Here is a 24745-nt window from a genome sequence, read left to right on the forward strand (position 1 = left end):
CAATTGATTCAATAAAATAAGCGAAATGTAAGAAACCGTTCCGTAAAAACGATTAAAAGCATGGTGAGCGTGCGAAGCTCACCATGTCATTAAATAATTACTCTTCACATAGAGCTTCAAAGCGGTCTAAACCTCTCAACATCTCAAAATCAGGCTCTTCTGCCAGAAGTTCTCTCATTGAACCACTGGCTTCGATAGATCGCTCTAAGTCGTCTATCGCCTGACCTTCTGCACCTAACCTTGCGTAGGCACAAGCACGTTGATACAAAGCGTGAGCATTTTGGTCATCAACTTCTAATACACGGTTACATAAGCTCATTGCCCAGTGGTACTCTTGCATATCCATCGCCGCATCCGCTTTATAAGTGAGCGCCTCTAAGTCCCCCGGACGAACCTTTAAGATCTCATCGTAAATCTCAATTTTTTGCTCAGCCGTCTGTGCGTTTTGCGCTCTTAACCATAAATTATGAATCTCATTGATGATCTCAATCTCTCGATTATTTTCAGAGATGATTCGAGTTTTCCTTTTAAGATCCCTTTCAAGTACATTAAATTTCTTTTCGTACTCTTGAGCGATAGAATTTAATCGCTGGTCAGCCATTTCTTTGGTTGTGTGCTTGAGTTCTTTCAGTGATTGCCACCCGACCAATGCGATAAGTGAAGCAACGCCCGCAATAATGTAGAAGAAATAAGTTACCGTCACGTTGGCGTAGTTCAATGATTTATCCGCAACAGAGAGTTCACGATCAGTCATTTGGATCGTTAAACGTCTTTCGAGATCTTGCTGCTCCATACGTAATTGCTTCAACTCATCCAAGATATAACGTTCCATCAATGGTCTATCTAAATACTCTTGATCTGAGTACTTAACCTCTTCGTTTGCAAAACTCATGGTTGTGAACATTGAGATAACTGAAATCAATAAGATTCGAAGCATTATACATTCCTTATATATTTAGCTTTAAACTAACTGTATCTCGTTATAGGCATACAAGCTAGGAAGTCGGCAAGTTTGCCCTGTCTGTATTGGAATTAACACTCTAAAACATCATTGATAATTATAAAACACCTGAAGCAACATCATTAATTTATAATTAAGGAGAATACGGAGTATTACTGTTCGATATAATTAATTCGCGATGCAAATATACTAATAACTAGTTTTGGGCATCTATTTGAAAATTATTGTTATAACGATCAGAACGAGGTTAATTTGAATAATCCACGATACGATTTACTAAGCCGTGTGCTGCACTGGGTGATGGCTTCTGTGATCATCTATGCAACCGTCGCAGGCTATGTGATGCACTTTGTCACCAGTAAGCCCGAGCTATTTTCTTTCCTGTCAGTGCTCAACATGTCGTTGGCTACTGTCGCTACTCCTTTGTTAGCGATTCGATATATATGGAGTCATTTTAGAGCCACACCACCCATGCCTTCCTCTGTGGCTGCCGGTCAAATATGTCTTGCCAAACTCGCCCACTCACTCATGTATCTCGTTATGTTCATGGTTTTCAGCACCGGTTATTTAATGCTTAAAGAGCCCTATTCATTATTTTGGCTAACAACCGTCGACAACCTAATAACCGACCCTGCAATCAACAGCTTCTTTTTCTATTTACATCGTACCAGTTGTATTGCCCTTGCTTGTTTAATCTTATTGCATATTAGTGCAGCGCTTAAACATCACTTCGTCTCTAAGAATTACGTGTTGAAGATGATGATCTAGGTTTAATAACTCGAACTTTTGAGCACAAACAAAAAAGCCACAGCGTGTAAGCTATGGCTTTATTCAATCTACTTAATTGCTCAGTTTTTTTGAGTATCTAGCATCACTTGCCAATATTCACATTTGGCTAAGAACTCTTTTAAATAGAGCTCTGGATTCTCTAGTTTCTCGCCGCCTTTTACATCAGCGCCAGTCACACGCCAAAAGCCACGAGTGACCAAGTTTCGATGATAAATAAAATCGTTGAGTTCATTAGCCTTCATAGGAAGTTGCTCACCAAACGTATTTTCGTAGTGGCTCAGAGTCGAGGCTTGCTCACTTGGCTTCTCTCTTAAAAAGGTATCCAAGTCCAAGCCTAGTTGATGTTGCGCTTCCTTTGGTAAGGCTTTAGCTAACTTAGAGATCACACTAAACAGAGCCAACTCAACTTTTTGAGACGCTAATAACGCTGCACCGAGAAGCGCATGTTCATTGGAAATATGTTGCTCTGTTGATGAAACTGTTGCTGTTGTCACTGTGTTAACCTCAAATAATCATAACGGGTGTTACTGAACTGGATAGAGTCTTTTCATTACGCTGAATCTTATTCTTGGAATTAAAAAGAATCTTTTAGCTAAGCAGAGTCTTGCAGTTAAGCAGAGTCTTTTAGCAGAACACGTTCAGCATCAATAATGGTGAAGCCCGATGCGTCTTCATTCTTCTCGACTTGCACTAAACCTTTAAAACCGATTTGCGACAACTTCTTCGCAAGCTGATCCGGCGCGGTTTCAAACACTACATTCATAAAAGGCAAAGATTCAGCATCAACAAAACCATGCTCGTTAAACAGTTCCATTGCTTGAGATAAATGGTCTGAGTCGGTTAATTCAATAATTTCTACAACTTCTTCCAACAACATCTTCGATTCCATATTCGCCAGAAAGTGACTGACACAAGCAAGTTCGTCTTGCTCGCATACATTCCGATGCCCTAAGACACCCCTTTAGTAGTAAGGAGATCATAACATATTAATAATCGTAAAATATGTTTATTTTCCCTAAGCCACTGGGGATAACAGAAAAGAATAGAAACTGATTAAGCATAATCAGCAGCAATTTATCTCATCGAAAACGGTAAGTATGACTTGATATGATTAGGCTACCGTAGCTTGAGAATCGCTCGTTTCTACAATCGATTCTTGCAACAAACCGGCATAAATACCATTGTGTGCGACCAATTGTTGATGATTGCCTTGTTCAACGATTTCGCCCTTTTCCAGCACCAAAATAGTGTCAGAGTGACGGACGGTACTCAGACGGTGCGCTATCGCAATCACGGTTTTTTCTTTAAAAAGGCGCTGCATCGCTTTTTGGATAAGGTCTTCGGTGATTGAGTCTACTGAGCTAGTTGCCTCATCAAGCATCATCAGCTGCCCACCTTGTGCGACCGCTCTTGCAAACGAAATGAGCTGCGTTTGTCCCACAGATAAATTTGAGCCATTCTTTTCTAAATGGAAATCATAGCTTTGTGGCAATTGCTCAATAAACTTATCGGCGTACACATAGCGCGCTGCTTGTTCAACCTCAGCTCTAGTAAGATGCTCCTTACCCAAAGCAATATTGAACTGAATCGTCTCTTCAAATAAGTGCACATCTTGCATCATCATTGAGAACAAGTGAGCAGAGTCTTCGCTTGAGATTTGTGACAACTCAATGCCATTCAACAAAATGCTGCCTTCATAATCTTGATAAGTTTTAGAGATCAGACGCAGAATCGTCGACTTACCAGAACCCGTTGAACCGACAAGTGCGATTTGATGCCCTTTCCCCAGTACAAAAGAGACATTCTTTAGAACATATGGAGAGTCGTCTTTGTAGCGGAAACTCACATTTTTGAACTCAAGACTGACAAACTTTTCGAGCTGGCTTTTGACTTGATCAGATGGCAATAAGTTACGCCCTTCCTCTTCTGTCGGCTCGACAAAAAGCTCTTCAATATGATCAAAGGCCGCAAACGAGCTTTGAATAGAGGCAATCTGAGAAGTAAAGTCACGAATTGGCACAAACACCTTTTCGAGTGTGTTGATGAATGCGATCAGCACACCCAATGTCAACGCACCTTCAATGACTTGCTCTGAACCGTACCAGATCATAATCGCGATGGTGATTGAAGTGATGCCCGAGATAAACGAGAACAAAATCGCATCGTACTTATTGATCTTCTTTTGAGCTCGCAAAAACTCATCCGTGTAGCCTTGGTATCGTTGCTCGACTTGCTCCTCAGCGCGATACATCTGAACGGTTTTCATGCCAAATAGCACTTCTTGTAGGAAGCCAATACCACGCGCCAGTGTTGAGCGAGTAACCTTATACATCGCGCGGAGACGATTACGCACATAGACCGTCAAGTACATCACGGGAGGCATGATAATCAGCACAATCATAGTCAACTGCCAATCAATGAAGAGCATCATAATAAGCAGAGCAATGGTGTTGATGCTGTCTTTAACCAATCCAACGACAGATTGAATAAACGTCTCGCCTATCGTTTCTAGATCGCTGGTCAGGCGCGAAAGAGTCACACCAATCGGTGTATTATCGAAATAGCTACGAGGCAGTTTAAGCACACGCTCAAACAGTACTGAGCGCATGTCGGTAATTGTGTATTGGCCTGTTTTTCGCAGATTATACGAATAGGTAGTGTCGACCACATAACTGGCAATCAAGACAAGAACTAAATAAAAGACATACTCAAGTAACCCGTCCATATCACCCTTGCTCAAATGCACGTCTATCACTTGAATAATCAACCAAGGGAACAGCAGGCTTGTGATCACCGACAACGGAAGCATCGCAACACCCAGAATTGCTGAGCGTTTGTATTTCTTAGCAAACTTAAAAAAGTGCTTTAGATACTTAACATCAACACCCTTTAACATGCCGCTGCCTCCGTTTCATTCTGTTGTAATTGCCAAGTGTCGTAATAGTAAGCACAGGTTTTTAATAAGGTGTCATGGTCACCTTTCGCGATCACTTTCCCTTCGTTCAGAACAATGATGTCGTCCATATATTCAAGGGCATTAACACGATGCGAAACCACCAGCACAGATTGATTTTTCAATCGATTGAACAGGCCTTCTAAGATCTTTCTTTCCGTTTCATAATCGACTGCTGACAGAACGTTATCCATGATGATTAAATCTGTAGGCTCTAATAAAGCACGCGCAATACTTAGGCGTTGCTTCTGGCCACCCGATAACATGATCCCTTTTTCACCGACTAAGGTTTGATCGCCGTTTTCAAAACGAGTGACGTCATTCGCTAGTTGGCTCAACTCAAGAACTTCATCAACCTGACTCTTTGCGAGTTCAGTATCCAAACTGCCAAAACGAATGTTGTCTTCAATCGTTGCTGAAAACAAATAAGGATCCTGAGTAACCGTTTTGACATAACGGCGTAGATCACTGCGTGAAAAGCTTGTTACGTCTGTTTCCCCGAGAAAAACCGTTCCTTTAGGCACATCTAGATGGTGATTCAAGCAGTTAACCAACGTCGTTTTACCCGAGCCAATTCCTCCTAATACACCGATTTTCTTACCTGCTGGAATATCAAAACTGATGTTATCAAGAATGAGTCGCTCCTCACCTTCGTATTGAAAGCTCAGGTTGCGCACAGAAAATGCCTTTCCCTTGAGGGATTCAACGTCGACTTCAGACAACTTCGCGTCATCCAATTCTGGAACTTGCGCATTAAGAATAGTTTGTGCGCTTTGAATTCCCACTATGCCTCGCTGATAAATGGTCGCGATTCTACCGAGTTGCATCAAAGGCATAGCGAGTAGAACAGAATAAGTCAGGAAAGCGGTTATTTCGCCTAAAGTAAGCTCTTGCCGCATTAGCATAAAGCCACCAAGTCCCAGAATGATGATTTTCATTAAGTCGTTGGCATAATCGAGAACAGGCATGAAGAAGACTTGAATACGAGTGATCTTAAGGCGACATTCAAGCAGTCGCTGATTGAGCTTTTCGGTTTCGGCCTTCACCCAAGGCGACATCTGCTGACTCTTGATCAGATCAATCCCTGATAGGTAACTCATCAACTGAGCAGACAGATTCTGTAAACGCTTCATATGTTCTAAATGCAGTGTCTTCATTCGTTTAAAACCAACTCGGAAAATCACAAAAGCGATTGAGATAGGAATAATCGAATACATCGTAAGCTCTGGCGATATGCGCCACATGTAGAGCGGTGTTAATGACAGTGCCAACAGGGCATTAAAGAACTGCAGAAAGCCCACACCAAACAGCAAGCGAATGCCACTGAGGTCATTATTGATGATGGAGATCAGTCTGCCTGAAGCAAACCTCTGGTGAAAACTGTTAGGTAGACGGTTTAATTTTTGGAGAAGTGTCGTCTTAAGAGCCGCCTCTGTAATCCGCCCAGGGTTAAGCGCATAGATACGAGATAATATACGCACCACAACCATGGCGACCGACATGCCAACCACAATCCAAACATAGGTTTGAAGCTGCTGATGGCCACTTGAGGAAGCATCATCAATCAGATCTATCGCCAATTGGATATAGCGTGGTATTTCAACTTGAAGCCAATTTACGAGAAAAATGAAAACTATCGCCAACAAATAAGAAGTGCGATTCATACGCAAATAGTGGGCAATAAACTGTCTTTTATTCATGGAGTTCTTTCTTTGAGGACGGGTTCGCGGCTGTACCATGGATTCATCAGGAGCTTGGTACATTCTCAGGTTTAAAGGTACACCAAAAAGACATAGTTGACAATATCAACCAAATTTATATTTTAATCGTTCCGTTATTTTTCAAAGCTACAAAAAGAAAATTTGCCGCCAAAATGGCGGCAAATATTTAAGGTTTGTTAAATGATGAGATTTAAAGGACGACGTCTACCTGCCCGTTGTTGATGTCCACTAAACGCTTCACTTCACTTCCCATTGCTGATGGATACCATACTTCTACCCAAACCTTATCAACATGATTTGGAAGAAGCAGTGTCGTTGAAAAATCAATATCCTCATTGATCGGCGTTCTCAACACTTGAGAGGTGTAATCGACAACCTCTCCATTAAAATCAGTGTAGATGCTCATAAAGCCTCGGGAACTCTGTGAACTTGCCACATCAACGCTCACGGTAACTTCCCTTTCAGTCGAAAAATCAAAGCCTTCCGGGATAGAGAGCTCTACCGAACTCAAAGATTGTTGTGCAGGAGCAACGCTAGAGGTAACCGCGCTGCTGCCTCCAGCAGGTGCACTACTTGGTGGAGTCACAGAGCTTGGAGCTGAAGCGCTACTGCTACCACCACCTCCCCCGCCACCACAAGCTGAAAGGAAGACAAGAGACACGCTACTCAGTATTAGTTTGATTGTTTTCATAAATCCTCCTTGATTAGTCTTCTGTTGACCAAGTTTTGTCTGAAGTCGGGTTTTGGTACCAGGTTGGTTTCGCTGAACCTCCTGAGGTCGCCCATTCGGCAAAATCAGGATACGCCTCACTGATATCAATGTACTCTGCCGGGTGGTTCCAAGGAGATGAAATTAATATTCCCCAAGGCATATTTTGCGTAGTTCGATAATATTTATTGCTCGACGGGTCAGAGTCATCCTGCGCAATTCCGTAGAAATCACTAACTAACGTACCGCGAGTTGTCGGTGGGAAATCGGCAGTATGAATCTCTAAGTCTTTACCCGGAGAGCTAGTGAAGCTATCACCATGATACTGACCTTCACCCGGCCCAAAGATGAACGGGTCAAAGCCACTTAACGGCACCAGTGAACTCACTGTTGGCTCACTTCCAGAAGCAAATGGTAGAGAAATGCTGAACGTCATTTGTTCAGACTCCAACGACGGACTACAAGAAGGGTTGGTGCGGTGGAACATACACTCAGCATTGATAGGTAGATCATTTTTTAGATTTAAAGAAGCAACGACGACTAGGTCTCCTCCTGGCGATGCAACTTCTTTGTCTTCCCCAGTAAACGGAGAGATATCAGCGCGAGTTACACCGTTTCTTTGCACTCGAGCGGTTTGAAGATCAATATCTGACTCGTCAAAGCCATTAAGCTTCCAACCTAAACCGTTGCCGTAAGAGGCACCATAGGCCATTATCGTTCCTGTAATGTCCATTCGAAGAACCACATCGTCTTTACTTAGAATGGTCGTGCGGTAATAGACCACAACATCATTTAGATCAAAGTCGCCAACTTCTGGCCAATTATCTTCGAACGCCGCTGTGTAGTAATTTGAATGTTGGATAGTGGTTCCTGGGTCAGTTACATTGAAAACATAATCCTCTACTTCGCCATCGCCTACATAACCATCACTTGGAATGTTCGGGCTACTTGCTAGGCGGAAGCGAGTTTGAACGACACCAACAACTGCATCATCACCAACACGAATCGGAACAACTTGACTACCATCCACTACTGCATGATTTGTTAGTATTTGCTCGTCGTCAGCGAATGCCCCATCCATGTCCCAATCAGCCCACGCTTGAAGATAACCACTTCCCACAACATTTACGTTGATTAGGCTATCCAGCCCTATCTCTAGGTTAGATAACAAAGTAATACCGTCGTCATCATTCCCGCCAATATCCAAATCATCGCCATTTGATGACGTACCGGGTTGTCCATCGGTATCTGCATCAATACTCGCGCCTAGATATAGTATTGAAGAGACCGCGTGCTCAGCACCATTACTTGCCTGCAATGTGCCGTAACTATCAGGAGCGTCTCCGAAATCAGATTCATCGGAGCTTTCAATTGGAGTGGTGAATCCGGAGAGATCCCAGTTGCCATCGAAAGCGGAAAAGATGGGATTTGGGAAACTACTACCGCTTGTCGTCACCGTTTCAAATTGTAGGGTGACAATCGAGGTGTTTTTGAACGTAAATTTAACCGCCCCTGAAGTATCGGTTTCGGAGTAATTTGTACCCGGCCCACTGAACAAAACCGAATCTCCATCTTCGCTTTCCTCAGCGGTTAAGCTCGCGCCTGCAGAACCTGTTTGATAGCTGTAAAAACCTTCACTTTTAAACACACGAACTTGCTCTGATTGAACGGGTTCGCCATCAATGTCATAACCAATCATATCGAACTCTGGAACGGTATAAGGTTCTGAAAACGTGCCAGATAACCCGTCGGTTCCATCATAAAATTCGAACGTATAGATAAGACCCGCTGCGCCAGCAGAATTCGTTTGATAAAGGAAACCAATGTCTCCGTCTGGCTGATCCGGGCCTTCTTTATAATCGGGAGTGTGGAATAAAAACGTAGCATCACCAAAAACTTCACTGGTCACTTTCGCATCTATCGTTTTTCCATTGTGTGTGCCCACATTCAAAAAATGAATGACCGTGCCATCGTAAGAAGGGCCCGCCCAAGTACTCAAATTTGTTGATTCAATATGGTTAGAAAAGTCTAGATCAACGGACGTTGCATAGAGAGGGGCACTGACTGCCGCTGTGATAAGGGAAATAACCTGTCTGTATTTCATAATAAACCTCTACTTTATCTTCGCTAAGGCGAATTCCTTGAAAAGTACTTGAACTCAAAACGGCAGATTAAATAAACGTGATTCAAACAATTAAATGGTGGAACGAATCAAGTGCTGGTCTATTAGTGTTGATGCCGAGTAAACAAGCTGCATATTCAATAAAGCAAAAGGGAAGCCAAGTTTTCGAGCAAGTGAAAGATAAGGATAAGAACATGAAAATAAAGGTTAATTTGTTTTTCTAACTTTTAAAACAGAGGCTGATGAGTCATATGTTCAAAATAGGAATCAATTTGCTCAAATGTTTAGTCAATTTAAAAGCCAATGGTTTGATCTATTCTTTATGCCAACATAAATCGCACGAAACACGAACTAAACTGGGTTCGAAACAGCAACATTCAATTAGATGTATAGAGAGCTGATGGGCACCTAAGAATAAATTAAGCACATAAAAAAACCGCCTAAAAGCACACAGCTTTTAGGCGGTTAGATATCAACTAGATTAACTAGATAAGTTTGAGGTAGAGATGCTTAAAAAATCGAAAGTATCTGCGTCTAAAGCATCTCTTTGGCAATCAAATGCAGTAAGAAGGTTTCACGCTCAATGCTCATGCCCTTTTTAGGGCTCTCAGCCATGGTCTTCTCGTTATGAGCAATTGCGTCATGAATGTTAATCCAAACCGGTTTCATCCCATTTTTCACTTCATAATCTTCGTAAGCCGTTTCACCAAGCTCACGATCGATCTTGCATGAGTAGCAGTAAGAGATCATGTGCATCATATCTGCGTCGTCTTTATACCAAGGACGAAACTCTTCAAAAATGCCGAACGGCTTGATGCTATGAATGTTTTTTGCACCGGTTTCTTCTTCGAGTTCACGAACCATACCAGCAATCACATCTTCACCTTCATCCAAACCACCACCAGGAATGGTGTAATCGTGATAGCGCTCGGTGTACAGCATCAGAATGTTTTCACCATCTAAGACAATTGCACGGGCAGCGTTACGCTTGTATACGGTTTTATTGTCTAGGTGATCGATATCAGGGTGAATTGTGGTTTTTAGATGTCTCATGATTCTGACTGCTCAACTGAATTTGGGCGGCATCATATCATAATAGAGAATAGATTCGAGGCTAAGAACAAGTGACACAACATCAAACACCACGCTCTTTAACCCAGTTTATGCATTGCCTTGAAAGAGTCAGTTCCGCTTCAAAATCCTCAGCTGTCCGTGTACTAACCTCGTAATACCATGGCCTCTCTTAGCTTGATCTAACACCCAAAAAGCAGCTAAACATGAAGAAATATCAACCTATTTCAATATCTTGACCAAATTAGGACAACCTTTTCTGAAATCTAAAATATACTAATTTCATAGAGCTTCTCATTTGGTTCTGTAGAACTTAACGCATTCGATTATAGAGTTATCACGTAGGAGATAAACATGAAAAAAATTGGTTTGATGGCTGTATTTGCCGTTGTATTAGGCGGTTGTGCAAACGACTATGCAGAATATAGCGAAGGCCAACGTGTTTCAGTCGCTAACCCAGCTGCGGTTTATTGTGTTCAGCAAGATGGTGAATTAGATACGGTGACTGAAAACAATCAACGTACCACTTACTGTGTATTCGATGACGGTGAGCGCATTGAACAGTGGGAGTACTACCGCAATAACCACGAGCAAGAAGCTGAAAAGTAATCACTTCGACTGCGAGTTTCTAGCCTCACCGCTGTAAGACCCCGCCCCAAAAATTCTAGTACGTTACGTAAACTGCCTGCCTCAAGGCAGCGGTTTACCGTATACACACACCAATTGAACAGTGTTTTATTACTGACATTTCCATGACATTGTGGAGACACTCGAAACGATAGAATGCCAGCCTGTTACAAAATATTACAAGCCGTATTGATATGAAAAGCCAATCTAAAACCAAAGAACAAACTCATATGTCACTTGAGCTCCCAGAGTTCACGCTGTCGCAATCAACTTCTCAAGTGATCTATAAACGATGCCAGACAGCGTTAGTCGTATTGGCGATCAGCATCGTCGCAAACCTTGCACTTCGAATTGATTTTGTATTGCTAAATGGCAATGTTGGTGAGATCTCAGTAACTGAGATGCTTCAACAGATTCTGCTTGTCGTAGCGTCTGGGTCTTTTGCTTACCTAGCAAGAGAGAAGCGTGAAGTTAAACATGCGGCTCTGCTCATCAGCGCATTCTTCGCGGTGATGTTTATTCGTGAAATGGATTTTTGGTTCGACAAAATAGAGCACGGAGCATGGGTTGTCCCTGCTCTATTGATTGCAGGCAGTGCCATTTTTTACGCAATCAAGAATGGTAAACGAACCATTGATCAGCTTGCGCTTATTCTTGCCTCTCCACATATGAACCTTCTGGTTACTGGCGTGATGCTATTGTTGGTGTTCTCTCGCCTGTTCGGTATGGGCAGCTTTTGGCACAATGTTATGGGCGATGATTATGTTCGCGTGGTTAAAAACATCGCTGAAGAAGGCACAGAGCTTTTAGCTTATTGTTTAATTGCTTTCGCTAGTCTAAAGACAGTTCATGGCATCACGAAAAAGAAATAACCGTTTATCGCCACCAGCGCTGAGTCTTATCTTGCTCTGGGTCTAAATATCGATTTAAGAAAGTCAGGTTTGTGTCTAGTAAAGCTAGATACTCCCTGGCTTTTTCTATATCTGAACCAACTGGAGTTTGAAGAATACAACGCTCCAATACCGGAATGAGTGTATCCACAATATCAAAACGGGGAGATGATTCTATCCAACCTCTCGCTTTCACTAACGCTTCAATAGATAACCTTTCTGGTTCTTGCCTTACGGATTCTAGATCTCGCTCAAAAGACCCTGCCACGACACCTTCGAGATAAACTCGATAAGTGGTCAGTACATCCATGAGCAAAAACAATTGCCCTTGAGGGCCTTGATGAGGATATTGCACCGCCACATGAGCCTCTAACTTACGATCTATTTGCAAATCCACACCAAGCGTGGAACACCTGTCAACAAGCACTTTAAGCAGACCTTGCTCATCCATCAGCGATTGAATCTCGAAAATACGTTGTAAATGGTAGTCATTCGAAACGAAAGTTACTTTGACACTCTGCCCACGAGTAAACAGCCCACTTGCAATCATTTCTGAAGCCAAATTCTGGATGTTCTCGACCGTGTTTGTCGAAAGCTGCTCAAGTAAGATAGCACCTAACATAAACGGAGCTTCACGCTGACTTTCAAGCTTACGAAAATATTGGTGCATTGCATCAGCTTCGGAGGTGTTTTGCCCTTGCGTAACCCCACCACAAAATGCGACCGCAGTTTGCTGGTTCGCTCCCACCATTAAATACTCAACTAAAGCATCAACACGACTGATTCCCTCATCAGTCAATTTATTCTCATTAAGTCGCTTACCCAGCACAATAAGGAGGTGATTAATGCTCATTTTATGTTCAAGTCTCGTTTTAGTGATTAGATGAAGTGAATTATGTATACAATAGTTGTTAACAAAAGTATTTTGAAATTCTTATATGTTGCTCGCAATAATGCTCACTATTCATAGCGACACATAGGTAATGCAAGAATAGACGTGCCGCTTTTAAGCAAAAATAACACGCTCATGCATTTCATTGCTCTACGTTTGCTAACACAAGCCTCAATAAAAGAGACGTTTAAAACAAAGAGCAAGCTCAATCAAAACTGTTTCAACCAAGGTCTGTTTTCACTAAAAAGTGAAACGCACAAAATATAAATTTTATACAGAGTTCGTTCATCGAACCGTCTTCACAGGAAGTTACTATGCTGTCTATTTTTGACATTTACAAAATCGGGGTTGGGCCTTCCAGCTCCCATACAAATGGACCAATGATCGCTGGGTTTAATTTTACCCAAAGAATTGAATCGGTACTTGATAAAGTTACCCGCATTCAAATAGACCTATACGGCTCATTGTCACTAACAGGTATCGGTCATCACACCGATCGTGCAACCCTATTAGGTCTTCTTGGTAACCGCCCTGACACCATCAAAATCACCAGTGCAAATTTAGCAATGCGTAAAGCGATTGAAGACAAGTCGCTATTAGTGAGCGGTAACCATGAAATTCACTTCGACGTAGACAGCGACTTACTGTTTCATAAAACCAACCTACCACTTCACGAAAATGGCATGACTATCTCAGCCTTTAACGCGAATGGTGAACTGTTGGACATGGAAACATACTACTCTATCGGTGGTGGTTTCATTGCAACCGCTGATGAACTGCAAAATGGCAAGCAGGAAGCAGAAACACAAGTTGAATTCCCTTTTACTTCTGCCGACCAATTGCTTGAATTGTCTGAACAACAAGGGCTTAGCCTTGGTGGCTTAATTCTGCGTAATGAAGTGTCTTTCCAAGACATGGATGTAATTGACCAAAAAGCTGACCAAATTTGGAAGGTAATGTCTCTGTGTATGCAGCGTGGTTTTGATACTGAAGGTATTCTTGATGGCGGACTAGAAGTCACTCGTCGAGCGCCAGCTCTTTTGAAAAAGCTGGAAGCGAATGCTTCGATTGAAAATGATCCAATGGAGATCATGGATTGGATTAACCTGTTTGCCTTCGCCGTGAGTGAAGAAAACGCAGCGGGTGGTCAGGTTGTGACATCACCAACTAACGGTGCTGCTGGCGTTATTCCTGCAGTATTGATGTACTACCATCGCTTCATCAAAGAGCTAGACACCAAGCAGTTAAAAGACTTTTTAGCAGTATCTGGCGCTATTGGCATTTTATACAAAACCAACGCTTCAATTTCTGGTGCAGAAGTGGGTTGTCAGGGCGAAGTTGGCGTATCTTCTTCAATGGCAGCAGCTGGCCTAACCGCCCTACGCGGTGGCAGCAACGAGCAAATCTGTATTGCAGCTGAGATCGCAATGGAGCACTCACTTGGCATGACATGTGACCCAATCGGCGGGCTTGTTCAAGTACCGTGTATTGAACGTAATGCAATGGGCGCGATGAAAGCAATCAATGCATCACGTATGGCGCTGAAACGCACCAGCAAGTGCCTTATCTCGTTAGACAAGGTTATCGAAACCATGTACCAAACGGGTAAAGACATGAACAAGAAGTACCGTGAAACATCTTTAGGTGGCTTGGCCGTGATCCACATGGCGCCACCTTGTGAATAACAGACAAGAACACGAGTTCAGAAAGCCCCTGTAGAGATGGCATTCTTGCAAACTTAGTTTTCAACATCAAAACAAAGCCAGCCGCCAAACTGGCTTTTTTATTGGCTAAAACCCAACGGCCAATTGAAAATGGTATTCACTTGAAAAACTTTACAAGATGAGCGTCGATAACTTTCCCTTTATTTGTTCATTACTTAGCCACAAATAAAAATGGTTGAATTTCACACAGCCATGCATCCACTAGCAAAATCTAATATTGCAGATTTCATTCATGAGAAATATCAATGTACTCATAAGAAAAGGTATATCGAGTAAAGTTCTGTTTGGGACAGATGTTTCAGTTTATGTATTGCTATTAATGATATTATAATTGGGTAATTACACTACATATCAACACAAATGTGAGAATAAAATAATGTGGAATAGATTAAACAAATCAATGATGTTCTGCCAAATGATGTTCGGACTTTCGTTCTATGGCGTCATGGTGATCTTGACTCGTTTCTTCCTTGAAGATCTGAACTACAATGAAGCCGATACCATGATGGTTGTTGGTGCTTTCTCTGCAATCGGACCGCTGTTTGCTATCGCAGGTGGCTTCATCGCCGATAAATTTTTAGGCGCATACCGATCTTTGACTATTGCCTTTTTAGGCTTCGCAAGTGGTTATGTTTTACTGGTACTCGGTGCAGCTGCTACCAATGTACCGATGGCATTATGTGGTATCGCTTTAGCAAGTTATGCACGTGGTTTGATGTCCCCTTCTTACCCTAGTCTTTACAAACGCACGTTCAAAACTCAAGAAGATTTTGAAAACTGCTACCCGATTAACTACTCAGTAAACAACATTGGTGCGTTACTAGGCCAATACTTGTTCCCAATGCTAGTGCTTGTTGTTGGTTTCCACGGTGGTTTCCTTCTTTCAGCTGTTCTAGCGGGCGCAGCGCTGTTAATGATGATCTTTGTTCGCAAAGGCCTTGTTGAAGCCAGTGCTGAAATCGATCAACAACCAGTAAGCACTAAGAACTGGGCAGCCTTCCTTGGTCTTTCTGCAGCAATGATTGGCTTGGTATTCTTCATGTTCTCTAACATGGATATTGGCCAAAACATCGTATACGCAATTGGTGGTGCAGCGATCGTCTACTTTGTTTCTTTGATGCTGAAGTCGAAAAAATCAGACATGCTGAAAATGGGCACTATCCTAATCATCACATTCCTGACCACCTGTTTCTTCGTGTACTACGGTCAAATGATGACGTCGATGACAATGGTAGCGATCAACACAATGCGTGGCGACCTATTCGGCTTTATCCCCGTAGCACCTGAAGCTTCAATGGCAATGAACCCACTGTGGTGTATGGTTGCTGGCCCGATCATCGCAGGTATCTTCTCTAACCTAGAAAAGAAAAACATTAACTTCTCAACTGCAACGAAAGTAGGTTTCTCATTCATTCTAACGGCTATCGCTTTCGGTATCCTTACAATGGCCGTAACCACAGTTGGTGATGATGTTCTGATTCGCCCTGAAGTGTTCCTAGCGATTCACTTCTTCCTAGCGTTTGGTGAAGTGATTGTTGGTTCAATGGTTGTAGCCTTCATCCTGTCTGTCGCGCCTAAGCACATCGAGAACTTCTCTGTAAGCCTGTTCTCTGTTGCAATCGCACTGTCAGGTATTGTTGGCGCGGTATTCTCAACGTCTATTGCACTAGAGAAAGGTCAACAAATTACGCAAGAGATCGTACAAACGGTTTACGGCGATTACTTCCAAATGCTGACTGTTCTAGCGGTAGTAATGGTGGGTATCGCAATGGCTGCATCGTTCATTATTCGTAAGATGCTAGAAGCAGCGAAAGCCGCTGAAGAAACGATTGAACTAGAGCAAGCAAACAGCTAATTCTGCTCACGTTAAACAGTTCGAATACATCAGCCCTTTAGTTTTCTAAAGGGCTTTTTTGTCGATATTTTTATTTCTATTGATATCGAGTTCAAGTTACGTTGCGCTTGTGTAAATAAAAGTAAATGATAATTATTAGTATTGAGTGTTTTCTTGTTCACGATTATGATGTGGAAATCAAAATCTAAGAGAGCCTTATATGAGCAAGCCTAGCCCTATCACATTAACTGTTACTCAAACCTCAACTATCACACCACATATGCAACGTATAACGCTGAGTGGTGAAGGGTTAAGTAAATACCCAACTGAATGTGTCGGCGGCTACATCAAACTTTTATTCTCGCCATTGGGCACAACCGACTTAAGCCAACTGAATGACGGTGAGCGCCCAACCATGCGCACTTACACCATTCGTCAGTACAACCCTGCAGAAAACTGGATTGAGGTTGATTTCGTTCGCCACATCACCACAGATTTGCAATGTGGTTTCGCTGCAAGATGGGCAATGAACGCAGAAGTGGGTGACACAATTTCAGTGGCGGGACCTGGTTTGATTCAAGGGCTAAATCTGGAGTCTGATTGGTTCTTCTTAGTCGCAGACATGACCTCGCTCCCTGCGCTTTCTGCAAAAGTAAAATCACTTCCAGAGCACGCAACAGGTCACGCTGTCATTCAGATCAATTCAGCAGCAGACAAGCAAACACTTGAAGTACCTCAAGGGATCAAGGTCACTTGGTTAATTGAAGATGAAACCTCAGAATCCCTTTCACAAACGGTTCGCAATTCAGAATGGTTAGACGGTCAGGTTTCAATTTGGACAGCGTGTGAATTTGAAAGCATGCGCGAGCTGAGACAATACTTCCGAAACGAAAAAGAAGTCGCGAAAGAGAACATCTACATCAGCAGTTATTGGAAGCGTGGCGTCACTGAAGATGGCCACAAAGTATTGAAGCAACAAGATGCTCAAGCTTTAGCGGGTTAAGTCTGTTATTGAATACATCTTTTTGCTAGATAAATAGAAAACGCCCTTAGCGAAGTTCATCTCGTTAAGGGCGTTTTTTCATCTAGCTTAATAAATATGCCTCTGCACAACTCCCAATCGCTCAGGCGATCTTTTAAGTCAGTGAGATAACTAAGCCAGCAATGATAAACATGACGCCTACACCACGTGTAACGTACCACTTTTCCTTTAAAAAGTAGATCCCCATCACTACGCCGAAGATGATACTTACTTGCCTAAGTGCCACAACCAAGCTGACGTTCTCAGTCATGGTCATCGCAAACAACACCAAACCATAGGTCGAAGCCATCATGATGCCAGCAAGTGTTGCTCTTTTACGCAATAACCAAGCATTATGAAATTCGATTCTTTGGTTGGTTACGAATAACCAAACACTCAGCGGAATCACAATCGCCCAAAACTGAATGCCTAGGTAGAAAATCGCAGTGTGTTTGTTAGTAACGGTGGGGGTGCTTAGAGGCTCTAATAATAGAAGCGCCTCTTTATCAATGATGGAATAGCCCGTGGTACCAATAGCGGCAATTAACGCCCACAACACGCCGAGGTTGAGATACGCTTTTAACCTAAGATCTGAAAACTGCTTAAGTGGTACAAACAAGCAGCCTAAGGTTATTAAAGTGAACCCAATCCATTGATTCGGCGACAATTCATAGCCTATCAACACCGTGCCTAAACCCACCATCAACACAGGCAGTGCCCGTGCCATTGGGTAAATCACACCGATATCAGCTTGTTTATAGGCCGCGCCTAACCCAATCAAATAGATGATTTGACAGATCCCACTCAAGAAAACCAGTTGCCAGAATGGAAGTGAGATATTTGATAGTCCTACACTGTGAACATACCAGAGCAAGTAAGGCGTCAATATCGCTGCGGCGGCAAAGCCAGAGGCTAAGAAGAAAGACGAACCCGATCCTTGATTAGATTTACCTAGAACATTCCAACCCGCATGAAGCAAAGCCGAAATAATCACGATTACAATGGCAGAGAATTCCATTTCATTCCTAAATTATTGATGAATTAGCACAACGGCTGACAACAGGTGATAAAAAAGGCCTCCGAATAAGAGACCTTTGATCGTTTCAATTGGGCGAACCTACATAATTGCAGATATGCCAGCATTCTAAATGTATGACTAGCGCTCTAACTGCGCGATTGACTCAATGCTGATCGCATCATGACGCCAATACTCAATATCGCAGTCAATCAAATCACCGTTCTGATTGTAGTTAACACGCTCGACAACCATTGCAGGAGAACCCGAAGTCGCACGCAGTGCTTGCGCTGTTTCGCCCAGCAATGATGTTGTGCTCACACGATAACGTATCTTCTGATACACCACACCAAAGTGCTCTCGGTAGATGTCCGTCAACGATTTGGACAAGTCGTAGTCGAGTAAGTTAGGGAACAGCTCAGGTCGAATATAGTTGGTCACATACACAACAGGCCTGTCTTCAAGGTAACGAACTCTGTCTACTCGATAAACATCCGAAAAAGGTTGCAGCTCAAGAAGCTTAGTGGCCTCCTTGGTTGCTAGCATGCCTTTCGCTGCCACTAATTCTGTTTTCGGCTTACGATTCTGCGACAAAGCCATATTAGTGAAGTTCAGCGTTTGCGTTGGGTCGTAGCGCAGTGGAGCTGGCGATATAAACCAACCACGGCGGTCTTCTCGATAAATACGCCCTTCAGCTTCAAGTGAAGACAGCGCTTCACGCAACGTTACTCGTGTTGTATCAAACGATTCAGCCAGTTTGCGCTCCGCAGGCAGCTTCTGTCGTGGCGTTAACATCCCCGACTCTATCTGCTCTACGATGACGTCTTTGATTTTTACGTATTGCACTTCATTTCCTTTTATTCTTGTTCTTGTCGTCAGCCACTCCTTGGCCAACTGCAATATAAAATGGTTCGCTAGCGCTTGCGCCAAGCTTGGGTGCGCTTCTCAAATAACTTGTTGATTAACATATGAATCAACTTCGCACTTGCCGCCGATATCATGATCATGACGGCCATGGCTGCTGCTGCACCGGTTTGTCCCGCATCGTCCATATTCAGTACTGAAACTGACGCAGGTATCGTATCGGTAGAATACAAGAATACTACCGCAGATGTCGTGGTAAGTGCATTAATAAACAGGTATGTCGCAATATCTAAAATCGCAGGCAAACAAACTGGCACCGTCACCTTAAAGAACAGCTTGTATTGCGGTAGGTTAACCGAAGCCGCCGTCGCTTCTATCTCCTCAGGCAACTGTTTCAATGCGGTTAATGCCGTCATGTGCCCTACCGTGTAATAGTGAACCACGGTGTTGATCACCAAGAACGCCATCGTGCCATACAAGAAGTTGAGTGGATTACTCAAATCATTAAAGTAGAAGATGTACCCCAAACCCAACACCATACCCGGAACGGCCATCGGCACAACACTGAGCATTTGCATTGCTTGACGAACAGGACCAAATGCTCTGCCTTTCTCAATGCAATATGCACCAAGGAAAATCAGTACCGTACCGATAATAGCAGTCCAAGCTCCGAGCGTTAGAGAGTTGAAAAACGGAGTCCAACCATAAGTACTCATTTCTGCGAAGTTGTAGTTATTCAAGGTGAGTGCTTTGTTCCAAGGCCAGAACGTGACCATAGAACCGTATATCGCCATGCCTAGCACGATAACAACAGCAGCAGAGATGATGGTGCAATAGAGTAAACACACACCATCGCGTAGAGTGTTTGGTTCAGGTTGGTACGCGACGGATCGAGTATCAAACAAGCTCTTCTGTTTCTTCTGAACCCAGCGATCCACTGTAAACGCAAGCAATGCAGGCAACAGCAACAAAATACTGGTCACTGCACCCATAGAGAAATTCTGTTGCCCTACCACTTGTTTAAAGATGTCAGTCGATAGAACGTTATAACTGCCACCAATCACCTTTGGCACACCAAAGTCACAAACCACCAGCGTAAATACAACGATCAGAGTGCTGATCAAACCATACTTGGCTGCAGGTAGCGTCACCATGAAGAAGGTTTTAAGCGATGAAGTATTTAGAGCACGGGCCGCCTCATAAAGACGAGCATCAGAGGTTCTTAATGAAGTGGTTAGAATCATCAGGGCATGTGGAAAGGTCCAGAATATCAAGCCAAGTGAAATACCAATCAAGCCGTATACCGAACTTCCCCCTAACACTTCTTTGGCGAGACCTTGGTTGCCAAATAAGAAGATCAAACTGATCGCAGGAAGCAACGACGGAGCTAGAATCGGCGCTGAACCCAACACCTGAAAAAGCCCCTTGAAAGGCATACATGAACGAGTCAACGCATAGGCATAACCAAACGCTAATACACCCACGACAATCGTTACTAACAGCCCAAGCGTAAACGTGTTACCTACCGACTGCCAGAGGCTCTGCGAAGCAAAATACGTTGCGAAATTCTGTAATCCTACAAATTCACCGTCCGCGTTCTGAACACTTTTTTTCAACATTGCCCACAGTGGCATCAGAATGAATAGCGTCATGACCACTGACAAAAAAGCCAGAAGCCCGAATAGGATTACGTTGTCTTTACTTAACCGAGCAAGAAAAGGCGTTAATCGTCGTTGAATTAGCAGCTTAGATTGCATCATTTGAGTCGATTCCATGATTGTTACGCCGCCTCGTCTTTCATCACTTGCAGGCTTTCAGATGGGTAAGCTCTAAGACCTTCTTCATCAAACGCTACGTAACGAATATCACTGCGACGCAGTTTCAATCGATTAAACTCTTTGACTGGCACATCAACGATGATCTCTTTAGCCGTTGAGTCATGCTGCAGCTCGCACTCAACTCGATAGAACGCCCCGAGGAACTCGCTAGATATGATTCTGACGGGTAAAGACTCGTTAAAGCGATCAACAAACTGAATTTGCTCTGGACGCACCGCGATATCAAAACGATCGCCATGCTTTGGTGTCAAATTATCTAAAACTGGCAACGCTAGCATCGACTCTGCAATGCGCATTTTGCCTTTCGCAGCAACAGAAGCTTGAATAAAGTTCATGCTACCAACGAATTCAGCGACAAAGCGGCTGACTGGATTTTGATAGATTTCTTGCGGAGCTCCCACTTGCTCGATAACACCATGATTCATGACCACAATGCGATCGGCCATTGTTAAGGCTTCATCTTGATCATGGGTCACCATGATGGTGGTAATGCCCAGCTTACGCTGCAATTGGCAGATCTCATCGCGCAGGTGTGTCCTTACCTTCGCATCCAATGCAGAGAGCGGTTCATCGAGGAGTAACAAACCTGGAGACAAGGCCAATGCACGAGCGAGAGCCACGCGTTGCTGTTGTCCACCAGACAGTTGATTCGGGTATTTCTGGCCAGATGTTGGTAAACCAATGGTTTCTAACCAAGATTCTACCGCTTCCAGAGCTTCTTTGGTCGACATCCCTTGGTTCTTCAAACCAATTGCGATGTTCTCTTCCACAGTCAGGTTGGGAAATAGAGCATAAGATTGGAATACGATACCAAAATCGCGCTTCTCAGGAGGTAGGAACGTCGTATCCGCTCCATTCTGCTCAATTGAGCCTGAGGTCGGTAAATCCAGCCCTGCAATCGCACGTAGTAGTGTCGTTTTACCGCAGCCAGACGGGCCAAGGAAACAGACGAACTCACCTTTTTCGATCGATAGGGATATGTCTTTTAACGCTGTAAATTGGCCAAATTGCTTTACAACGTTTTCAATATTCAAATAAGTTTGGTTGCTCATACTACAGCACTCTTTAAATGGTATATACCAAATTTAAACTTTGAATATTGCAGTTGAGTGACAAATTTATAGAAGCTAAATGACAGTTATATTGCAGAAATAAAATTCATTTTAGCGGAAGACGATGCAAATTAAACAAATTAGCATTTTCAATAATTTACAGTAATGAGTTCGTCATCCAAAACGTATGTGACGATGAAAGCTAATGGACTTGTCACCGCCAAATATCAATTGATGCGTATGTTTGTATGACTGTTTCTAGTCGCGATTATTCCTAATAGAAATAGTTTCTAATAGCAATATTTTCTAGTAAACACTAAGCTCAGTTCACTGCGCACCAAGGCGTAGATTCGACACGAGTACTTAAACGTTGATGAGGATTAACTAAACGAGGGCGTTCGGCCAGTTCATAGTGTGGTAAATCGTTGATTGAATCACAACCTTGTTGTTGACCACACGCACTATGGTATTCCCTAATCCACTCTTTTAAGCCCACAAATTTTCCATATGGATGGTTAGGAAGACCTAAGATCTTAGCGGCATATTGACCAGACTCTTCCGTTAACTCGATGCCAACTGCATTCGGAATATGGAGTCTTTTCGCTACACATGCAGGAACGAATGAGACAACGGCAGATAGGATAACCATCGGCTGATCTTGTATTTTTTCCGACCAATTCCCCTGTATAACTTGAGGGAAGATTTTGCTCAGAACTTTGCGATCGATACACTCCTCTAATAAAGCACAAACCTCTCGGTGTGTTTTATTGTTAAGTGGACGAGTAGCAAATGTAAGATAAGCCTCTTCATTAAGAATCCCTTGAACATACAACGTCATTAACCGGCGTTCTTCGTTCAAAAAACTAGGATCATTAACCAAACCTTTCTCAACCAAAAATTCGTTCCAAATCATGGCGCTGTCACCATCCATGAGTGTTTCATCTAGATCAAATACATACAGAGGGGTCGTCATATCAATTCTCACTTCAAATCAAATTTAACTTCGAACTCAGCTCTTACTTAAAAACTAACCTTGTTTCAAACCGACTGTTACTTCAAAAAATTACGGCTACTTCCAAAACGACTGTTACTGCCAAACGACTTAGACTTAACTGGCAATGAGCAATCTAAACTACGTATTTACTCCACCTTGTCGGCTTTACCTGCCGCACCCGCGAGCTTTGCCAATTGCTTATCCAGCCACAATGGCGTGTTGCCAGAGTCTTCCGCGTTCTCTTTTCGTCGAACAGCATCTCTAACCATCATTGCCCCAACCCAACGGAATGGCTCTGGTGGGAAATAGCCTCGTGGACCGCTAGTTAAGCCACTACGTGTCCATTCGTTATCATCTCCTAACACCATTGAAGACAAAATTTTGCCTCCCATGCGAGTTTGAGCCACACCATTACCTGAGTAACCGAGGCCATAATAGATGTTGTTTTGGCCTTTTAGATTACCGAAAAATGGCAATCCTGTGACGGATCGGTCTGAACCGCCCGACCAGTTGTAATCGAATTCATTCTGTTCCAGTTTAGGGAACAATTTCTGGAAAGATTGATTGAGGATCGGTAGGTAGTTAGTCGTTTGGTTGAACATGCTTTCAACCTGATTTGCAAACGAGAATTTATTGCCGCCTTTGCCCAACATGAGTCGTCCATCTTCAGTGTCACGGTAGTAATGAACAAAGATGCGTGAGTCCACTACCGCCGCTCCTTTTTCGGGACCAAACTGCCTGAGTTTTTCTGGAATAGGCTTGGTCACTACCATGTCAGACGAGACAACCACAATGCTGCGTTTGAACTCTTTAAAGTGATCGAGCATCCATGCATTGAGCGCTAAGATCACTTTATCGGAAGTTATCGTCCCATCCTTAGTTTGGACGCGAGCTGGTGAGCCGTAATCAAGAGAAGTCATTTCTGTATTTTCGTAAATTTCGACACCCAATTCGATCGCAATGCGGCGCAAGCCTCTCGCCAATAACGCTGGCTGAACGCTACCAGCAGCTTCCGAGTAATAACCTTCAATATGACGATCCGACCCTGCTTTATCAGGCAATGACTGATCGCACTTCTTCCAGCTGTTGATACCCTGCTTGACCAACTCATTAACGACAGGCTCCATTCCGCCCTTTTGAGATTCGTTGGTTGCCGTGTAGTAAGTGCCACTTCTATAAAGATGCGCATCGATTTTATGCTCGTTACAGAAAGCTTCGATCTCGTAAATGACCTTTTCAGATTCCTTAACCAGCCATTTGGCTTGCTCTTTTCCATAGAGCTTTTTCAAGGTTGGATACTTGGTTGACCAAGTCAGCATACAGCCACCGTTCGCACCAGAAGCACCGCTACCACACAAGCCTTTTTCAATCACTACAACATGTTTTCCGGGCTGTTGTTGTTTGATTAAAATCGCCGTCCATAAACCAGTGTAACCACCGCCGACAATGGCGATATCACAGTTAACGTCTTTTTGAAGCGGTTTAGCGGATTCTAGCCCAGCATTGATGCTGCCAAATTCCTGTTCCAATGCTTGCTTGAACCAATATGAGTAGTGCTTTGTCATTTGTTGTACCTTACTTAAAACCTAAAGGTGTAAAACTAAAAAAGGAAGACCGAAGCCTTCCTTTACTGATTCCTAACTTCTAATGAGCTGCATATCTATTGGA

21 protein-coding genes are annotated in these 24745 nt (G+C 43.1%); 6 read left to right on the forward strand and 15 right to left on the reverse strand.

What is annotated here, in order from left to right:
- Positions 1-97 precede the first annotated feature (97 nt).
- Positions 98-937 (reverse strand): tetratricopeptide repeat protein, encoded by an 840-nt coding sequence (locus tag AC3CKG_RS17010; RefSeq protein WP_017111814.1) that lies wholly within the window; start codon positions 935-937, stop codon positions 98-100.
- Between the two features lie 276 nt (positions 938-1213).
- On the opposite strand from AC3CKG_RS17010, the gene AC3CKG_RS17015 reads away from it, so the two are divergent.
- Positions 1214-1729: a cytochrome b gene (locus AC3CKG_RS17015; protein ID WP_488529615.1), complete on the forward strand. Its 516-nt coding sequence runs from the start codon at positions 1214-1216 to the stop codon at positions 1727-1729.
- A gap of 80 nt (positions 1730-1809) precedes the next feature.
- On the opposite strand, the gene AC3CKG_RS17020 is transcribed toward AC3CKG_RS17015, so the two are convergent.
- The 7 genes from AC3CKG_RS17020 to AC3CKG_RS17050 all read right to left on the reverse strand — a co-directional run bounded on the left by AC3CKG_RS17020 (position 1810) and on the right by AC3CKG_RS17050 (position 10308).
- Positions 1810-2244, reverse strand: coding sequence for a hypothetical protein (locus AC3CKG_RS17020; RefSeq protein WP_488529616.1), 435 nt, complete (start codon positions 2242-2244; stop codon positions 1810-1812).
- 116 nt (positions 2245-2360) lie between these two features.
- Positions 2361-2627: a hypothetical protein gene (locus AC3CKG_RS17025; RefSeq protein WP_017111811.1), complete on the reverse strand. Its 267-nt coding sequence runs from the start codon at positions 2625-2627 to the stop codon at positions 2361-2363.
- Positions 2628-2861: 234 nt separating this feature from the next.
- A complete protein-coding gene (locus tag AC3CKG_RS17030; protein WP_488529617.1) occupies positions 2862-4646 on the reverse strand; it encodes an ABC transporter ATP-binding protein in 1785 nt (594 codons plus the stop codon).
- Complete coding sequence (locus AC3CKG_RS17035; RefSeq protein WP_488529618.1) at positions 4640-6403, reverse strand: ABC transporter ATP-binding protein; 1764 nt, start codon at positions 6401-6403, stop codon at positions 4640-4642. The genes AC3CKG_RS17030 and AC3CKG_RS17035 overlap by 7 nt, the downstream gene beginning before the upstream one ends.
- 211 nt (positions 6404-6614) lie before the next feature.
- A complete protein-coding gene (locus AC3CKG_RS17040) occupies positions 6615-7115 on the reverse strand; it encodes a hypothetical protein (RefSeq protein WP_102338725.1) in 501 nt (166 codons plus the stop codon).
- 13 nt (positions 7116-7128) lie between these two features.
- Positions 7129-9237, reverse strand: coding sequence for an LruC domain-containing protein (locus AC3CKG_RS17045; RefSeq protein WP_488529619.1), 2109 nt, complete (start codon positions 9235-9237; stop codon positions 7129-7131).
- A gap of 552 nt (positions 9238-9789) precedes the next feature.
- Entirely contained in the window at positions 9790-10308 is a 519-nt protein-coding gene (locus AC3CKG_RS17050; protein ID WP_102338727.1) for an NUDIX hydrolase, read from the reverse strand.
- Positions 10309-10680: 372 nt separating this feature from the next.
- Here AC3CKG_RS17050 and AC3CKG_RS17055 point away from each other — a divergent pair, with 372 nt between their 5' ends.
- Both AC3CKG_RS17055 and AC3CKG_RS17060 read left to right on the forward strand, forming a co-directional pair.
- A complete protein-coding gene (locus tag AC3CKG_RS17055; protein ID WP_017105223.1) occupies positions 10681-10935 on the forward strand; it encodes a putative hemolysin in 255 nt (84 codons plus the stop codon).
- 212 nt (positions 10936-11147) lie between these two features.
- Complete coding sequence (locus tag AC3CKG_RS17060) at positions 11148-11825, forward strand: hypothetical protein (RefSeq protein WP_020477297.1); 678 nt, start codon at positions 11148-11150, stop codon at positions 11823-11825.
- Positions 11826-11829: 4 nt separating this feature from the next.
- On the opposite strand, the gene AC3CKG_RS17065 is transcribed toward AC3CKG_RS17060, so the two are convergent.
- The gene (locus AC3CKG_RS17065; protein WP_102326870.1) at positions 11830-12696 is read right to left on the reverse strand and encodes a YdcF family protein; all 867 of its coding nucleotides are present in this window, start codon (positions 12694-12696) and stop codon (positions 11830-11832) included.
- Positions 12697-13049: 353 nt separating this feature from the next.
- On the opposite strand from AC3CKG_RS17065, the gene AC3CKG_RS17070 reads away from it, so the two are divergent.
- The 3 genes from AC3CKG_RS17070 (at position 13050) to AC3CKG_RS17080 (ending at position 17296) form a co-directional block, all read left to right on the forward strand.
- Positions 13050-14420 (forward strand): L-serine ammonia-lyase, encoded by a 1371-nt coding sequence (locus AC3CKG_RS17070; RefSeq protein ID WP_102326869.1) that lies wholly within the window; start codon positions 13050-13052, stop codon positions 14418-14420.
- 415 nt (positions 14421-14835) lie between these two features.
- Positions 14836-16314 (forward strand): peptide MFS transporter, encoded by a 1479-nt coding sequence (locus AC3CKG_RS17075; protein ID WP_029223660.1) that lies wholly within the window; start codon positions 14836-14838, stop codon positions 16312-16314.
- A gap of 199 nt (positions 16315-16513) precedes the next feature.
- On the forward strand, positions 16514-17296 hold the full coding sequence (locus tag AC3CKG_RS17080) for a siderophore-interacting protein (protein WP_488529620.1): 783 nt from the start codon (positions 16514-16516) through the stop codon (positions 17294-17296).
- A gap of 133 nt (positions 17297-17429) precedes the next feature.
- On the opposite strand, the gene AC3CKG_RS17085 is transcribed toward AC3CKG_RS17080, so the two are convergent.
- From AC3CKG_RS17085 to AC3CKG_RS17110, 6 genes are all read right to left on the reverse strand, one after another.
- Entirely contained in the window at positions 17430-18332 is a 903-nt protein-coding gene (locus AC3CKG_RS17085; protein WP_488529621.1) for an EamA family transporter, read from the reverse strand.
- A gap of 138 nt (positions 18333-18470) precedes the next feature.
- Entirely contained in the window at positions 18471-19175 is a 705-nt protein-coding gene (gene phnR / locus AC3CKG_RS17090; RefSeq protein WP_016789432.1) for a phosphonate utilization transcriptional regulator PhnR, read from the reverse strand.
- Between the two features lie 68 nt (positions 19176-19243).
- Positions 19244-20953: a putative 2-aminoethylphosphonate ABC transporter permease subunit gene (locus AC3CKG_RS17095; RefSeq protein ID WP_488529622.1), complete on the reverse strand. Its 1710-nt coding sequence runs from the start codon at positions 20951-20953 to the stop codon at positions 19244-19246.
- Between the two features lie 20 nt (positions 20954-20973).
- Positions 20974-22083 carry a putative 2-aminoethylphosphonate ABC transporter ATP-binding protein gene (locus AC3CKG_RS17100; protein WP_488529623.1) on the reverse strand — a complete coding sequence of 370 codons (1110 nt, stop codon included), beginning with the start codon at positions 22081-22083 and terminating at the stop codon, positions 20974-20976.
- Positions 22084-22405: 322 nt separating this feature from the next.
- Positions 22406-23056, reverse strand: coding sequence for a haloacid dehalogenase-like hydrolase (locus tag AC3CKG_RS17105; RefSeq protein ID WP_102578647.1), 651 nt, complete (start codon positions 23054-23056; stop codon positions 22406-22408).
- A 167-nt stretch (positions 23057-23223) separates the two neighbouring features.
- Positions 23224-24642, reverse strand: coding sequence for an FAD-dependent oxidoreductase (locus tag AC3CKG_RS17110; RefSeq protein ID WP_488529624.1), 1419 nt, complete (start codon positions 24640-24642; stop codon positions 23224-23226).
- Positions 24643-24745 lie beyond the last annotated feature (103 nt).

Source organism: Vibrio sp. QJM3NY_15 (assembly GCF_057785995.1).